Source organism: Dellaglioa sp. BT-FLS60, assembly GCF_054941065.1.
Window position 1 is genome coordinate 15112 of record NZ_JBSOLI010000028.1, and the last position, 16292, is coordinate 31403.

The 16292-nt window shown below is 37.5% G+C and carries 11 protein-coding genes; 1 reads left to right on the forward strand and 10 read right to left on the reverse strand.

Translation table 11 applies throughout. The features are described from left to right. Nucleotides 1–11 precede the first annotated feature (11 nt). The 5 genes from ACVQ8P_RS01920 to ACVQ8P_RS01940 all read right to left on the reverse strand — a co-directional run bounded on the left by ACVQ8P_RS01920 (nucleotide 12) and on the right by ACVQ8P_RS01940 (nucleotide 11128). On the reverse strand, nucleotides 12–818 hold the full coding sequence (locus ACVQ8P_RS01920) for a PTS mannose/fructose/sorbose transporter subunit IIC (protein ID WP_462297196.1): 807 nt from the start codon (nucleotides 816–818) through the stop codon (nucleotides 12–14). Nucleotides 819–856: 38 nt separating this feature from the next. After that, nucleotides 857–1840: a mannose/fructose/sorbose PTS transporter subunit IIA gene (locus ACVQ8P_RS01925; protein ID WP_462297197.1), complete on the reverse strand. Its 984-nt coding sequence runs from the start codon at nucleotides 1838–1840 to the stop codon at nucleotides 857–859. A 554-nt stretch (nucleotides 1841–2394) separates the two neighbouring features. Next, on the reverse strand, nucleotides 2395–6135 hold the full coding sequence (gene addA / locus ACVQ8P_RS01930) for a helicase-exonuclease AddAB subunit AddA (RefSeq protein WP_462297198.1): 3741 nt from the start codon (nucleotides 6133–6135) through the stop codon (nucleotides 2395–2397). Further along, complete coding sequence (locus tag ACVQ8P_RS01935; RefSeq protein ID WP_462297200.1) at nucleotides 6128–9697, reverse strand: PD-(D/E)XK nuclease family protein; 3570 nt, start codon at nucleotides 9695–9697, stop codon at nucleotides 6128–6130. Before ACVQ8P_RS01935 ends, addA begins: the two co-directional genes overlap by 8 nt. A 462-nt stretch (nucleotides 9698–10159) precedes the next feature. Further along, nucleotides 10160–11128 carry a ribose-phosphate diphosphokinase gene (locus ACVQ8P_RS01940; RefSeq protein ID WP_462297202.1) on the reverse strand — a complete coding sequence of 323 codons (969 nt, stop codon included), beginning with the start codon at nucleotides 11126–11128 and terminating at the stop codon, nucleotides 10160–10162. A 198-nt stretch (nucleotides 11129–11326) separates the two neighbouring features. Between ACVQ8P_RS01940 and ACVQ8P_RS01945 the strand changes: the two genes are divergently transcribed. Next, nucleotides 11327–12688, forward strand: coding sequence for a hemolysin family protein (locus ACVQ8P_RS01945; RefSeq protein ID WP_462297204.1), 1362 nt, complete (start codon nucleotides 11327–11329; stop codon nucleotides 12686–12688). A gap of 216 nt (nucleotides 12689–12904) precedes the next feature. Here the strand turns inward: ACVQ8P_RS01945 and ACVQ8P_RS01950 are convergent, their stop codons facing one another. From ACVQ8P_RS01950 to ACVQ8P_RS01970, 5 genes are all read right to left on the reverse strand, one after another. After that, nucleotides 12905–13297 carry an LPXTG cell wall anchor domain-containing protein gene (locus tag ACVQ8P_RS01950; RefSeq protein ID WP_462297205.1) on the reverse strand — a complete coding sequence of 131 codons (393 nt, stop codon included), beginning with the start codon at nucleotides 13295–13297 and terminating at the stop codon, nucleotides 12905–12907. Between the two features lie 98 nt (nucleotides 13298–13395). After that, complete coding sequence (locus tag ACVQ8P_RS01955; protein WP_462297207.1) at nucleotides 13396–14079, reverse strand: WxL domain-containing protein; 684 nt, start codon at nucleotides 14077–14079, stop codon at nucleotides 13396–13398. A 49-nt stretch (nucleotides 14080–14128) separates the two neighbouring features. Next, the gene (locus ACVQ8P_RS01960; RefSeq protein ID WP_462297209.1) at nucleotides 14129–14794 is read right to left on the reverse strand and encodes a WxL domain-containing protein; all 666 of its coding nucleotides are present in this window, start codon (nucleotides 14792–14794) and stop codon (nucleotides 14129–14131) included. 47 nt (nucleotides 14795–14841) lie between these two features. Further along, nucleotides 14842–15558: a WxL domain-containing protein gene (locus tag ACVQ8P_RS01965; RefSeq protein WP_462297210.1), complete on the reverse strand. Its 717-nt coding sequence runs from the start codon at nucleotides 15556–15558 to the stop codon at nucleotides 14842–14844. A 21-nt stretch (nucleotides 15559–15579) separates the two neighbouring features. After that, a complete protein-coding gene (locus ACVQ8P_RS01970; protein ID WP_462297212.1) occupies nucleotides 15580–16200 on the reverse strand; it encodes a WxL domain-containing protein in 621 nt (206 codons plus the stop codon). Nucleotides 16201–16292 lie beyond the last annotated feature (92 nt).

The window sequence follows — 16292 nt, forward strand, 5'->3', positions numbered from 1 at the left end:
CCTCTTCTAGTCTAATAGTCGTTTAGAATTTCGCCAAGTGGATCACCGGAACTACTGTTACCACCGCCACCATTTGATGAACCACCCATTTTTTCGAGGTTCAAGTAAATAAGAGCAAGGGCAACACCGATAGCACCAATAGCAATCAATGTTAATTGCGTAATAGCTGCGACTACGAACCCAAGAATGAAGAATGGCCATACTTCTTTTGTAGCCATCATGTTAATAACAAGTGCATAACCAACGGCAACCACTAATCCACCACCAATGGCCATACCATCAGTTAACCAAGCGGGCATTGAGTTCAAGAATCCGGCAACAGTTTTTGCTGGAATAAAGAGAAGTGCTCCTGCTGGGATAGCAATACGGATACCTTGCATACAAATAGCAAGAATATGCCATGCTTCTAACTTACGGATATTACCTTGTTCTGCGGCAGCGTCCATTGCATGAACAATAGGAACAGCCAATGTACGAACAACCATTGTTAAGAATAATCCGGCAACGGCTAAAGGAACGGCAACAGCGATAGCTGCAGGAACACCTTTAACACCTTGTCCACCTAATACTAAAATAATTGCTGATGCAACTGAAGCAAGTGCAGCATCGGGAGAAACAGCAGCCCCGATATTTGCCCAACCAAGTGCGATCATTTGTAATGTACCACCAAGAACAATTCCGGCAGTGAAATTACCAGTTACTAAACCGATTAAGGTACATGCCACTAGTGGTTGATGGAATTGAAATTCATCTAAAATTCCACCGATACCAGCTAGAAAGGCAACTAATACTACTAAAATCATTGATATAGCTGACATAATAAGCCTCCTAAATTAATTTCTTTTTATTGTGTTCTTTAAGCTTTAGATAATTCTTCCTTAGCTTTTTTAAGAATGTTAGCCATGTTATCTTTTGAATCATTAGGCACTTTACGGACATCAAATTTAACGCCTTTTGCTTCTAATTTTTCAAAAGTTTCAACATCTTCTTTTCCCATTGATAATACGTTGTTAACAACTACTTTACCAACTGAATGAGCCATTGAACCAAGGTTAATTTCGTCAAATGTCATTCCGCCATCCATAGCTGTTAAAACATCTTCTGGACTTTCAAAAAGAAGTAATGCTTTCATTCCACCAAAACGAGGGTCTTTTGAGACTTCAATCATCTTAGCAATTGGCACAACATGTGCAACAATACCAGGTGGTGAAGCTTGCTCGATTAGGTTTTTACGAAGTGTATCCTTAGCAACATTATCAGAAACAACGATAATGCGGTCAGGTTTAACTGATTTAGACCATGCTGTCGCAACTTGTCCATGCAATAAACGTGAATCAATACGTGTTAAGACATAATTGATTTTACCATCGCCGATAACAGTTCCTTCAGGAATTGAACCAGTAGGTGCGTTTGTTGTTGCAACAGTTGCTTCTTTTGGTGCTAAATCTTCTGGTTTAATCTTAACGCCGCCTTTTGCTTCACCTAAGATACTTGCAGCAATTTCTTGTGCAGAATCCATTGATAAACGTGCTGCATAAGCTTCAATTAACATTGGTAAGTTCAAACCTGTAACAATTGCCCATTTATCCTTATGAGCTTCAAACAAGCCGTTAGCTTGATTAAATGGTGAACCACCCCATAAATCGACTAAGAACAATACTTGCTCTGGATCATCAAAAGTAGCAATTGCTGCTTCAAGATGGGCTTTCAAGTCGTCTGGTCCTTCATTAGGCATGAAAGTGACTGCTTGAACATTCTCTTGTTCACCAAAAATCATTGAACCGGATTGCATGATGCCTTCGGAAAATTTACCGTGACTTGCAATTACAATTCCAACCATTTTTAAAACCTCCTAAATTTTTATCAGATTCTTTCAGAATTTTAGCAAAAACGCTTACATTTATAATATAAAAGCAAAAAATTTCAAAATCAACTTAAGCGTTTTGCCTCTGTCCATCCACAATCCAATTTAATTTTAAATGCCACGAAACGACAAATAAACTATCGTTTACATAACGTCTCTGTTGATAAGTATAGCACAATCATTACGATTTACTATTAAAAAATTAAATCTGTACACGTTTACAATTATACCTTTTAATTGAATAGTTACGCTATATCCATTTCTATAATGAGATTTTGAACGTTTACATGTCTTGTTTCATTCAAAATAAACCTATCTATACCAATTTGCAAAAAAAGTTGATCTATCATAGGAACTATTTCTATTTTTCGCTATAAAGCGACCTAAAAATAAGTGCAACTATGTTCTTAACCGATGTCACTCTCTATACTACAATCCTATTTTTTATAAAAAGATGAGTACTGATGCACATGCATCGGTACTCATCTTACTAAGATCTATTCAAATTTTTTTATTGTGACATTCTACATTTATACCTCAACTACATGATTAGCAGCCAAAAGATATAAATATTTATGGGCCACTTTCATGCCTGTCATACTCGTTAATGCCTCACCGTATAAATTCAATTGACCACGGTATCGAGTGGTTATTTTTTCAATTCCTTCTATAGTACTGTCTTTAGATACTTTATCTGTTTTATAATCGAACAACACTAATTCATCATCTTCAACAAAATAACCATCAATAATTCCATGAATCAAGACTTTTTCATTGGGTGACTCTATATTTTGAAACAACTCACTGGCTGGCAACAACATCGAAAAAGGGGCTTCACGTTGAACCGCACTTCCAGCCTTCAAAACAGATTTGCCCAAATCAGATTGAAAGAAATTAGCAATATGTTGCCCATTAATCAGCGCTGCAACCTCTTTAGTTAAGACTTTAGCCGCTACTAACCGCTCAATTTCAGTTTGAATCCCTGCTAAAGTGACTTCGCCCGTCAAATCGAGCTCCTGTAACACTAAATGCGTGGCACTACCAATATCACTACCCGTTGGTGCTGTTACCCCCTGCATAAACTTCGGTACAGCAAGCTCACTGGCCACATATCGATTACCTTGCCCGTCTACACTTAATTGATTCATTTCACGACTAGTCGGATCATCAAATAATCGTTTCACTTCTGATACTGCTTGATAAGCAGTTGTTTTAGTCAAATGCTCAAACGGGTATTGGAAATTCAAAACTTGCTCAATTTGATCAACATCAATATCACCAAACGTTTCAGGCATCTCGCTAGTTGTCGTTTCTAACCAATCTGTCTGCGAGACTTCTTCGCTAGCCACGCTCAGCTGTTTTAAATCTGTTTTCTGATAAAATTTAACACTAAATTGTGTTTCATCATCACTTAATAACAACGATGCTGCTGGCATATCTGATAACAATGCTGCGTCAAACAGTGGATGTCTCACCAACGCCATCCCAATCCAATCCATGAAGTTTTTAATCCCACTTCGTGCTGTCGCATTCAGCACAAGTTGCTGACTCTGGAATGCCTTTTGCCAATGATTAATTGCTGTTTTTTTATTCGCATAAGCACCCACAATAAAGAGGCGTTGTTCTGCACGCGTTAACGCAACGTACAACAAGCGCATTTCTTCAGCTTCCGATTTCGCAATGGCAGCCGATTTCACAATCATTTTTTGTAATGTATCCATCATGATACGATTTTCGGGATTCAAATAAGTCATACCAAGGCCAGCATGATCATCAATTAGATAAGGCTTGCGCATCCCCATTTGATTAAACTGATGCGTGGCATCCACAAGAAAGACCATAGGAAATTCAAGACCTTTACTCCCATGAATAGTCATCACTGACACCGCATTCTCCACATTTTGCACAGGTGCTTCAGCTAAATCTTTATCTCGTTCCTGCATTTTTTCAATGAAACGTACAAACTGAAATAACCCTTTAAAACTACTATTTTCGTAAGCGTGTGCCCGATTATATAACGCATGTAAGTTAGCTTGACGCTGACTTCCGGCTGGCATACCCCCAACGTAGTCCAAAAACCCAGTTTCTTCGTAAATCTGCCAAATCAAAGTTGCAATCTGATTTTCATGCGCAATTTCACGAAAACCTGACAATTGGCTCAAGAAACGATTTATTTTATTATAGAGATTTTTTGCGAAGCCACTTTCTTTAAACGCATTAAAGTTTTGATAGAAAGTCAATACTGCTTGATAGTAATCATCTGTCCGATTGCCGATACGCAGATAAGCCAATTGATTCTCATCCAATCCAACAATTGGCGACCGCAATACACTGACCAATGGAATATCCTGATAAGGATTATCAATAATCCGCAATAAAGCCATCATAATTCGCATTTCAGTCGTTTGAAAATAACTTTCTGCATCGTTCACGACAACTGGAATACCCATTTTTTTGAACCTATCAATAATTGCTAAATTATTCTTACGAGTTGGTACCAATAGCGCAATATCACGATATTCAACCGGACGTTTTTCTGAAGCGCTGCGATCAAAGATTTCCGTTTTATCCGCAATCAGCTCCTGAATTCGTTGCCCAATCAAAGCTACTTGCCCTTCTGACTTACCGTCAATTTCAAATTGCTCGTTAGTTGCTTCAGTCTCATCATCTGGATTATCGAAACGTTCAGGTTCATCAGATTCGTAAATTAAAACTTCAGCCTTCTGTTCAATGTCAGGATAGTACGACGCTCCAAAGGCTAACTGAGCATCGTCATCATAAGCCATTTGCCCAACTTTTTCGTCCATAATTTGCGTAAAAATTAAGTTAGTAAAATCCGTTACATTCTTCACAGAACGGAAATTTTCAGCCAAAATAATCCGGTTACCCTCGCTAGCTTTATTCTCATAAGCTTGATACTTACTCAAAAACAAACTAGGATCAGCCAGTCTAAACCCATAAATAGACTGTTTCACATCCCCCACCATAAACATATTGCCAGGGTCTTTCGTTGTAATTCGCGTTAATATTGCTTCCTGTAATTGGTTAGTATCTTGATATTCATCAACCAGCACTTCTTTATACTTAGCTTGGAGTGCCGCTTGCGTTTGAACAGATGTCTCCGATTCACTCGCCAAAATAGTCAATGCTAAGTGCTCCAAATCATTAAAATCAAGTATGTGACGTTGGCGTTTCTCTTTGGTAAAGGCGTCACTAAATAACCCAATCACATCGACTAATTTTTCAATCAATTTTTTGGATTCCGTCATAATTTCCAACGTTTTCGTTTCATTTAGCACGAAAAATTGTTCAGATAAATGAGTTAACCTTTTTTTTATACCATCTTTCAGTTCTTTAATCCGGTCTTTCGCTATAACCTGTTCGTCTTCTAAGTTTTTTGCTGGTACGCTTGGTGCACGCTTCAGCTTATACCCACGAATATTATCACGGAGCTGATTCCAAGGCGCATCATTTTCAACAGATTGAATAATAGGCAAAAACTGCTGTCTTTCTTCTTCAGTCACAACAAGATGTTTATTCAAGTCAAATCGAGTTGCCAAATCCAACGCTGTTTTCAAATCAGCTTGAATTTGCGTTAAATCAGCTTGAACTAATGGTTTAATATTCGTTTGGTAGAAAGGACTACCAACCAAATCATCCCCCACATCGTACGCTGTAGATAAACTAGCCAACCAAGCAGCAGGGTTGGGTTTCGAACTCGCAAATGTAAATAAGCTGAAAACGAGTTCAGATAATCCCTCATCATTGCGGTCGTTTGAAAAATTTTGCGTTAAGCTTTCAAAAACGGCATCATCCGCAGCATACAGTGTTTCACGTAATTCTTCCCAGACGTTTTCTCGTAACAAAGCAGCTTCCGTCACATCTGTTAACATTCTAAAAACGGGATCCAAATCAATCACATAGTAATAACGTTTGATTAATTGTAGACAGAAGGCATCAAATGTACTGATATTAGCAACTGGTAATTGCATGAGTTGTTCCATTAAATATTGTTTTTGTGCTTGATTATCAGCTTCATTGATTGCTTTTTGTAAAGCCACTTGAATTCGTTGCCGCATTTCTTTGGCAGCGGCTTCCGTAAAAGTCACAACAAGTAACTCATCAATAGTCGTTTTATTTAAGATTTTTTTTATCACACGTTCAACTAAAACGCGGGTTTTCCCTGAACCAGCAGAGGCCGACACAAGTATATTCGTCCCACTTTCATCGATGGCACGTTGTTGGTTAGGTGTAAATTCAAATTTACTCAATCGTATCGTCCTCCCCATCTGTCAGGCGTTCTTTGATGTCTTCCCAACTTAATTTACTAATTTCATGATAATTATTTTCAGGTAACATCGCGTCAAATTGAAAAATTGATTTATAAGGCGAATACTGCAAAGCCGTTTTTTTCGCATTCCAACGTGCAGGACTTAAGGCCGTTGTCCCTGAAAAAATATCGTTCGCTGCTTTCATAATCAACTTTTTATTATGTCCTAAAAGTAAATTCAAATCTTCTTGTGTAATCAACTTCTTTGAACGAGATGAAGGCGACGTAAACCCTTTTTTCGTTTTTCTAAACGGATAAATCATTGAATAACCCGTTGATTCATCTGCAAAATCTGTATCCAGATTACCAAGCAACTGGTCATCTTCCAATAATAAACCATCCATTTGATTCACTTTTAACAAGGTATCAGATAACCCATTTTTCTGCACATCTTCAATTTTCAACTTAGGATTTTGTAAATGCATGTAAACTGCGCCAGCTGCTAACGTCTGCAGATCATTCTCTGGTGCAATCATATCAGCATTTTCAATCAGAGCTTGTAAATAAGTCAGCATTTGCATGGATAATCCATAAAAGGCATCACTAAAATCAAATTTTCGAATACCTGATTTATAATCAATAATTCCGAGATATTGCTTTGAATCAACTTTCATATAATCAATGCGATCAATTTTACCGCGGACTTTAACTAAATGTCCTTTAGGTAATTCATAAGCTAAGGCTTTCAATCCAGATTCAGCCCCAACATGTCCAAATAGGACTTCCGTTTTTAGCGGTTTCATCTTAGTTTGTTGACCTTGTTGCCACATGGCATGCGTCACTTGTTTTAATAATAAGTTTAATTGTTTAGCGATGTAGCCCATGCGGCTTGAACTACCAAGAATTTGGAATTGTGGTAACTCTCGCATATCTTTTAAAATCACATTTAAATAATCATCTAATTGTTCTTTAGACACATCAGCATAAATCTGGTTGGCGTCAGTAACGACTTTCATCAATTCATCCAATCCCATATGGAAAAACTCACCCGTACTTGCAGGTGATAGTTCAAAAACATCACGTTCTTTCAATTTTAAACCGTATTGTAAAAAATATTCGAACGGATTATTATAGAACGTTTCCAATTTTGAAATTGACGTATTCATCTGCGTCCCGTATAAGTCAGTCACAATTTCTGGGGTTAAATTAACGGGCACATTTTTATAATCCAAACTACCTAATAACTGTTTCGTCAACGATCCTATTTCCAAATCAGCTAACAATTGACGTAAAATATATTGCCAACTATTGGGCATTGGCGATAAAGTCGTTTTCGCAAGATGAGACACTACCACCAACGATGATAAGGTACTCCGCTTCGTCCCAATAAAGCCAAGTGCTGACTGTTCTGTCAGTTCAGGACTAGCTGCTAAATGTTGAACAGCTAAATTAAAGTGCGCTTTAATCATCATGAGATAAGGTGACGGATTTAAATTCTTTTCGCCATCATTCCCACTTGGATATGAAAAAATAAGTTGTTCACGGCTACCTAAAAAAGCAAGATAGTTCACAAATGGTTCAGCCGCCATTTGACTGATAGCAGAATCTGATAAATATTGATCATCAGATAAGTGATCAGCCATTTCTACGCGGTCATTATCCGTTAATAATTGCATCTGACTTACCTGTTCCGGCATAACCATATCCGTTGACCCAATCATAAAGGTCATTTTTCGATTGTTCATTTGAACCATCCCTGATTCAGAAATAACGACTTGATCCAAAGTAGAGGGAACTTGTGAATAACTTGCCCCTTCAAAACCAGCTTGAATCAAAGCCATAAAGTCATCAACATGGAACGTTTGTGTCCCTAACGTGTCCACATATTCATCCAACATTCCCACAAAAGTCTGCCAAGTTTGTTCGGGCTCTTCAGATTGAGCCACATTTCCAGCAGCCAAATAGCGATCACGCCAACTTAATAACCGCTGTGTGACACCCTGTTCAACAAGGAATTGATAAATAATCTTGGCGCCTGCTTCACCTGTCTTCGCTTGATCCAATTGCTTGAAAAAAGGTGGCAACGCCTGCTTTACAAAATGTCTAATTTGATTTATTTGCGTTGTAATTGCTTGATCCTTGTCCGTCTGTTGCTCATCTGCATCTGTGAAATCGAATCGGTAAAAAGTCCAATCATCTTCACGTAACCATTGAGAACCAGAAAAGCCATATTTTAAGACCATATTTTCAGTTAAATCAACGGCACTACGATACTGCTCAATTGGCATTACCCTATTTTCACTTTGTGGGATTAATAATTCTGTTTTCAATAAACGCATCATTGCGCTATATTGGTAATGCTTCGCTTTTACTTCAAATAATGCAGCTAATAATTCAACTAATGGATGATCGGCCATCGCATGCTGTAAATCGTTAAAATACGGTACTTGGAATTCATTGAATACTGGTGGGATCACCGTTTCATAGCTATCTAAATGACGTGTTAAAATCATAAAATCACGGTAGCGATAACCTTGCGTTGCCACCAACTGCCTTATTTTTGTTGCAACTTGTCGAATTTCGATATAACGACTATCTGCTTCAAAAATTTGAATCGAATCAGGCTGAGCCAACACTTCCGATTTTGATTTAACTAACCGTCTCGACGCAATCCAAAAATCTTCTAACCGGGATAAATCTGGATTCTGATTATCTTTAGTTTCAGCGTAACTATCTGTTAATACTGAAACCTTAGCTTGATGGGCTTTGGCAATCAAATTGACATATAAACGACTTGATTTATAAAATAAATCAGACTTCTCTACAACCTCATGCGCATGACCTTTATCTAAAACCAACCCGATGGTTACTCGCTTTGCGCCTTTAATTAAGGCCGTCACAAGTTCTTGTTCTTGCGCCGTGAATTGTGAAAAATGGTCAATGTAAAAATAACTCGTCTTTAAACGATCATCTGTTAAATAACGACTCAATTCCGCTAATAAATCATTATTTTCAATATAACGATTAGCCATCGCAGCATCAAAGGCACGATAAATAATTTGTAAGTCATGTAATTTAGCACCTAAATCACCTGTTGTTGGAAATGATTCAGCAATTTGCGCTAAATCCTCAGCGGTGACACAGCCAACTTTGAGTTCTTTCAGTTGACTCACTAGTTGTGAAATAAACCCTGTTTGCGTTTTTTCACCTCGAAAAATGGTTAATTCTTCTTCATGTTCTGAAATAAGATGATAGACCAACATGTTCAATCCAGATTGTGACAACCGTGGTATCTGGTAATACGGTGTATTTTTCAAAAAGAACCATGCCAATCGGGTAAATGATAAAACTTGAACATTCGATTGTGCAAAGAGATTTTGTTCAGCAAGTTTTTCTGCCCCTAACGCTTCAAGAACACTAACTTCTGCTTCAAATTTAATATGATTAGGAACGAGATAAAAAAACTGCGCCGTTGGATCAGTCACTTTTGATTCTTTTAACTGCGCAACAAGACTTTTTTGATGATCTGTACTCGCTTTCCCTACGACAAATTTCAAACTCATTTTAACGCCCCTTTTCATCCACTAAATCGTTCTTATTCTACTAATATACCATATTGCTATTTCTCATTTTGCTTCCTCTTTACCTAACTAATATATGCCCAATATATATATAAAATAGAACTAATAAGATCTTAAATAACATTGGAGAAAGACGACTATCATTAGCAGATCATAAGGTAACCGACGTGTTTTCATCTGCCTAAATGATACGGAAATAATTGAAACATAAAAAAGAGAATCAACAGAGTATTAATAACTAACAAAAAAATAGGAACAATTGATTGTAATTTCTTAGACATAAAAGAACCTCCAGTAGTTGTTATGCAAAACAAGTATACCATTGAAAACTTTTAAAATTTGTTCGGATGAGACTCATCATTTAAGCTAACAATAATTAGCAAAAGCCAAAATAAAAACCGCTAGCAAACTCACAAAAGTGACTTAACTAACGGTTTATTTAATTTAATCTTTTGCTGTGAATAATTTATCAACTGAACGGTTTTTATGAATCAAATCAATTGCTTGACCAAAGAGATCAGCAACTGATAAACGAACTAATTTATCAAGCTTTTCTGCTTCTGGTACAACAATACTATCAGTCACAATGACTTGTTTAATATTATCATCAGACAAAGCTTCAATTGCGCCATCTGACATAACAGCATGCGTTGCACAAGCGTAAATGTCTGTTGCACCTGCAGCTTTAAGTGCACGAGCTGCATCTGTCATCATTTTACCAGTATCAATCATATCATCGATAATGATACAACGACGCCCTTTGACATCACCAATAATAGATGTTGCTGCACTATTGTCAGCAAAGTCAGAACCACGTTTATCGACAATGGCAATCTGAGCTTTGAGCTTTTCAGCCATATTACGAGCACCTTTAACACTATTATGATCCGGTGAGACCACAACAACATCATCTGTAATACCTTTTTCAATAAAGTATTTTGCTTGGATTTCCAATGACACTAAATGATCCACTGGAATGTTGAAGAACCCTTGCAATTGAGCAGCATGGAGATCAAGTGTAATGACACGAGATACGCCTGCTAATTGAATGAAATTAGCAACTAACTTAGCTGTAATAGGTTCACGTGAACGTGCCTTACGATCTGAACGTGCATACCCATAATAAGGCATCACAACATTAATGGTCCCGGCACTGGCACGACGTAATGCATCAACCATAATCAAAAGTTCCATTAAGTTTTCATTAACAGGATTTGAAATTGATTGGATAATGTAAATATCTGCACCACGAATACTTTCATCGATGTTAATTTGAATCTCGCCATCACTAAAATGTTTCACGGATGCTGTAGAAAGGGGTGTATTTAAAACGTGAGCAACCTTCTCTGCTAACTCTACGTTAGAATTAAGTGCAAATAATTTTAATTGACCTTTTGCGAATTGACCCGACATGATAGCCTCCGTTATTATTCTATATTTTTTCTTTATTATTCTATTATAATGAATTTACGTGTAAATTACTATCATCTGTCTAAAAAGTTTTACGATTATCTGAATACTTATCCAAGAGCAAACGACACAGCACCTATTTAATGGTAAAATAGAGGAACACGAGTTTAAAATACAAATTAATTATGGAGGATACAAAAATTGTCTAGTGGTACAGTTATCATCAATTTGCTTGTCATCTTGGTGACGTTAGCTGCAGCAGCGTTCTTCGTTGCCGCAGAGTTTGCCCTCGTTCAAGCACGTCCAAGTGCTATCGAGGCTGATATTGAAACAGGTACCGGAAATCGTAAAAAGCAAGAAAGAGCACTAAAAATGCTTGCTCATCTGAACGAATATCTCTCAACAACACAAGTTGGTGTCAGTGTCGCCGGTATTATCCTTGGTTGGGTCGGTGAAAAAACCATTGAATTCTTGCTAGTGGATGTTCTCAAAATCTTTCATTTTGCATCAGAATCAGGTTTAAATATTATTGGGGCAATCGTTGGTGTCCTAATCCTGACCTATGTTGAAGTTGTTTTCACGGAAATCGTTCCTAAAAACATTAGTATCGATATGCCAATCAAAGTTTTAATGGTTGTCCTCACACCATTACGTTACTTCCATCTCGCCTTTTATCCATTAGTTTGGTTATTGAATAACTCAGCAACACGAGTTGCCAAAATGATTGGTATTACGCCAACCGATGAAAACAGTGAAGTCTTTACCCAAAAAGAAATTCTAGCCTTATCACAAAATGCCGTTTCAGGTGGTGAACTTGATCGAGACGATTATGTCTACATGCAACGGGCTTTTGATTTAAACGATAAAATTGCCAAAGATATTATGGTTGATCGAACAAGTCTCTACGTCGTTGATATTACGGATACCGTTCATGATGTTATCAAGGACTACTTACATCAAGGTTACAGCCGCTTCCCAGTGGTTGCTAATAATGATAAAGATAAAATTCTTGGTTATGTTTATATCTATGATTTGGTTAGACAAGCCGAGATTGATGATACGATTTTAATTAGTAAGATGCTTAGATCAATCATTACGGTTCCAGAAACAACACCTATTAGAACCTTGTTAAGCCAAATGATTAGTAAACAAACACCTATCGTAGTTGTGCTTGATGAATATGGTGGGACAAGTGGGATCGTCACTGATAAAGATATCTACGAAGAACTCTTCGGAACAGTTAAAGATGAAATCGATGACGTTTCAAGTGAGTATATTATCAAAAATGATGACGGCTCATACAATGTCAGTGGTAAAACTACTCTATATGATTTTGAGCGCTTCTTTAAAATTCAGAATAAAGAAATGAAAGCGTCAGAAAGTGTGACACTTGCTGGTTTCATTCTTGAAAATCATAAAGTTAAATTAAATGCTATCATTCAATTCGATGTCTTTGAATTTAAGATTATTGAATTCAAACGTAACTACATTGATTGGTTCCAAGTAAAACACCTACCAAACCCAGTAGAATCAACTGAAGAAACAATAGCTGATAAAGATTAATAAAAAAATAAAGGCTACTAATGACAGATTTTTTATCATTAGTAGCCTTTATTTTTTGGTTCATTATTAACTAACTCTAAGGTGCATCTACCAACGCTTATGATTTTAAAAATTTTAGCCAATATCATTTACGTATTTTGAGTACAATTAAATTTTAAGCAAAAAAAATCTGTTATCAAATAACAGATTTCTTAATGACAAAGAACCACTATTTTTCTATGCGTCTTCTTGCTTTTTATCACGTTTAATGTAAAAAATAAGTAGGCCACTAAGGACTAGGATTAGTCCAACCATTGTAGCAGCAACTGATTTGCCTTCGTTTGTTTGTGGCAAGACACCACCTACAACTGAAGATGAAGAACCAGTACCCGTTTTAACATCAGCCTCTTTACCGGCAACAGCTTTGTTACCAGTAGTTGTTGCCCCACCATTCCCATTACGATCAGGAATTTGGTTATCACTAGGCTTAGTCACTTTATCTACTTTTTTAATCGTAACGGTTGCTTCTGTTGTCCCAGCATAAGTTGTTGCAGCATTAACTCGCTGATTAACATTAAAACCGATAAATCCCAAGAATAACATTGTCATTAACACAATGATTTTTTTCATGAAATCTCCTTCCAAAATAGATATCTTAATTCAAGAAAAAACATTACACAGTGAATGACCACTAGTATAATGTTTAAAATTAACCAGATTAATTATCTTTATTTAGGAGCATCTTTCAATGTCCAGTTCATCGTTGATGAGTATGATTCAGCTTTAGCAACACCAGTAGGGATTGTTAATGAAATATCTGTTTTTTTGATATTATCAACTGTAATACCACTACCAATACCATTCTTAGCAGTAAGAACAGCTTGTGCTTTATCATTCTCTGTCAAACCAGTTGAAACAGCTGTAACAACGCCTTCTGCAGCGTCAACAACTGAGACATCACCTTTACCAAGTTCAACTTTTGCACCCGTTAAAACATCACCATTTTTGGCTACAAAATCACTTGCTGCGACATCAAGTTCCCAGCCAGCATTTGTTCCACGAATATCACCAACTTCAAGAGAAAGCATATCAGTTGCATTAACTGTTGTTGCTTTTGAAGTAGGGATTGTAAGATCAGTCCCAAAACTAATTGTGTCTGTTGCGTACACAACTGCAAGGTTACCTGTATTACCCGTATCACCAGGATCACCAGGCTCCGTTGGACCTGTTGGGTCTGTTGGATCAACTGGGTCAATTGGTTTTGTTGGATCTCCTGGAATAAATGAAACTGAAGCATCTGTTGATGCACTTCCATCTGCGTTACCTGCAGCGCTAACGTTGCCCGAAACGACAAGTCCAGCACCTAAAATAGTTGCTGATAATAATGTACTTGTTAGAACTTTTTTCATCATTAAATTCTCCCCTCAGAATCTTTATGCTTTAAAAGAATTAATTTTTAAATTATGCTTTTGGTCCACTAGCAAGTGTCCATGTTAATGTTGATGAGTAAGCCACACCAGCTTCAGCACTACCAGCAGGAACTGTTAATTTAACGCCAGCTTTGTCAATTGTATCAACGTTCGTTCCGGCACCAGTACCTTTAGCAGCGCTAAGAACGACACCACTCGTAGTTGTATCTTTAAGTTCATCAGTAGTAGCTGGTGCTGATGTTCCACTAGCAACAACATTTGAGCCAGCATCTAACGAAAGTACTGCTCCTGCTAGTTCGCCCTTGTCGCCAGTTAATTGGTCAGACTTAACTGAAAGATTCCAGCCAGCATCTGTTCCTCGAACATCCCCAACTTCAACAGCAACATCTTTATCAGCTGGTAAGACATCTTCTGTTGTTTTAATTTCATTTTCTGTACCAAAACTAATTGCTTTAGTAGCCCAAATAATTGCAAGAGCACCAGAATTACCAGTACCATCACCAGGATCTGTTGGATCTGTTGGATTTGTTGGATCAACTGGAGGAATTACTGTATTGTCATCCCCAGCTTTAAATTGAACACCTGTTGTTGTTGTTGCTGGATCTGGTACTTTATCAGCACTCACTTGACCTGATACTGCTAAACCAGCCCCCAAAATTGTTGCTGATAATAAGGCACTTGTTAATACGTTTTTCATGATTAAATCCCCCGATTTTTTTAAGTTTACTATTCTTATTCAGTTACTTATACTCCAGGTGTATCTGTTAATGTCCATGTAACGAATGCTGAATATTTTCCGACCTTTGCAGAGCCAGCAGGAATTGTTAAAGTTGCGTCAGCAGCAGCAATTTTATCAACTGTTAAACCAACACCTTTATCTTTACCAGCTACAGCTGATAATGCAGTACCAGTTTTCACAACAGTATCTGCCTTAGCAGCTGTAGCTTGGTCTCCACCATTAGCAACAGTTACAGTACCAGGTGCGAAAGTTAGTTCAGCACCCTTAAGTACTTCGTCGTCATTTGTAAAGTCACTTGCTGAAGCATTAAGTGTCCAACCAGCTGCTGTACCACGAGTATCAGCAACTTCAACAGCTACGTAATGATTTGCGTAAAGAGTTTGTTTGGCAGAAGAAATTTTAACAATAGGTGCATTATCTTGTGAACCATCACCAACTGTTTTGTCTGTACCAAATGAAACAGTTTTAGTAGCATATGCAATTTCTAATGGACCAGTTTCACCAGTACCACCATCACCACCATCAGGATCTCCATCACCAGGATCAACATCTGGGTCCGTTGGATCAACTGGTTTTGTTGGGTCTGTACCAGCTTCGAATGTAACTGATCCATCTGTTTTTTCACTTTGTGGATCTGTAGCAGCACTTACGTGACTTGAGATTGCTAGGCCAGCACCCAAAATTGTTGCTGATAATAAGGCACTTGTTAGAATTTTTTTCATAATATTATTCCCCCGAATTTATTATTTAGGTGCGTCTGTCAATGTCCATGTCAATGTTGTTGCGTATGCTGCAGCATGTGCAGAACCACCAACAACATTTAAAAGAATACCATCAGCTGCATAGCTAACTTTAGTCGTTCCTGCACCATCATTTTTTTCTTTTTCTGCTGTTGCATTAATACTTGCGCTACCATCCAAAAGGTTATCTACACCCGTAGCAGTAATATCATCAGTTGCGATGTCACCATTCAATACTGAACCCTTTGGTAAAACAAGTGAAGCACCTCCTAATTCTGCGCCATCACCTTTACCATCACCATCACTATCAACTTTTAATGGTGTTCCCGAAACAGAAACATTCCATCCGGCAAATGAACCACGAAGATCACTAACCGTTACATCAAGACCTGATTTTGCTGGAAGACTAACATCAGCTGCTGAAATCTTATTTGTTCCAAAATCAAGACCTTGAGTTGCATCCTTAATTTCTAATGAACCACCACCATCAGGATTTTCCCCTGCTTCGAATGTTGCTGTTGCAGTAGTTTTCTTTCCTGTGTCAGCAGCTGATACGCTGTTCATTGTTCCAAGACCCACAACTGCAGCCCCCAATAAAGTTGTTGCTAATAAATATTTTTTCATAATAATATCCCCCCGTACTGTTTATTTGTTTATCACCATAACAGAAGTATACCGGAAGCATTTAACTTAAAACTGTCAACTTTTACTAGTTA

Bases quoted from the DNA above. Each gene is read 5' to 3' on its own strand.
- ACVQ8P_RS01935 (WP_462297200.1), bottom strand. From the start codon at position 9,697: ATGAGTTTGAAATTTGTCGTAGGGAAAGCGAGTACAGATCATCAAAAA.
- ACVQ8P_RS01960 (WP_462297209.1), bottom strand. From the start codon at position 14,794: ATGAAAAACGTATTAACAAGTGCCTTATTATCAGCAACAATTTTGGGG.
- ACVQ8P_RS01940 (WP_462297202.1), bottom strand. From the start codon at position 11,128: ATGTCGGGTCAATTCGCAAAAGGTCAATTAAAATTATTTGCACTTAAT.
- ACVQ8P_RS01965 (WP_462297210.1), bottom strand. From the start codon at position 15,558: ATGAAAAAAATTCTAACAAGTGCCTTATTATCAGCAACAATTTTGGGT.
- ACVQ8P_RS01970 (WP_462297212.1), bottom strand. From the start codon at position 16,200: ATGAAAAAATATTTATTAGCAACAACTTTATTGGGGGCTGCAGTTGTG.
- ACVQ8P_RS01950 (WP_462297205.1), bottom strand. From the start codon at position 13,297: ATGAAAAAAATCATTGTGTTAATGACAATGTTATTCTTGGGATTTATC.
- ACVQ8P_RS01920 (WP_462297196.1), bottom strand. From the start codon at position 818: ATGTCAGCTATATCAATGATTTTAGTAGTATTAGTTGCCTTTCTAGCT.
- ACVQ8P_RS01925 (WP_462297197.1), bottom strand. From the start codon at position 1,840: ATGGTTGGAATTGTAATTGCAAGTCACGGTAAATTTTCCGAAGGCATC.
- ACVQ8P_RS01955 (WP_462297207.1), bottom strand. From the start codon at position 14,079: ATGATGAAAAAAGTTCTAACAAGTACATTATTATCAGCAACTATTTTA.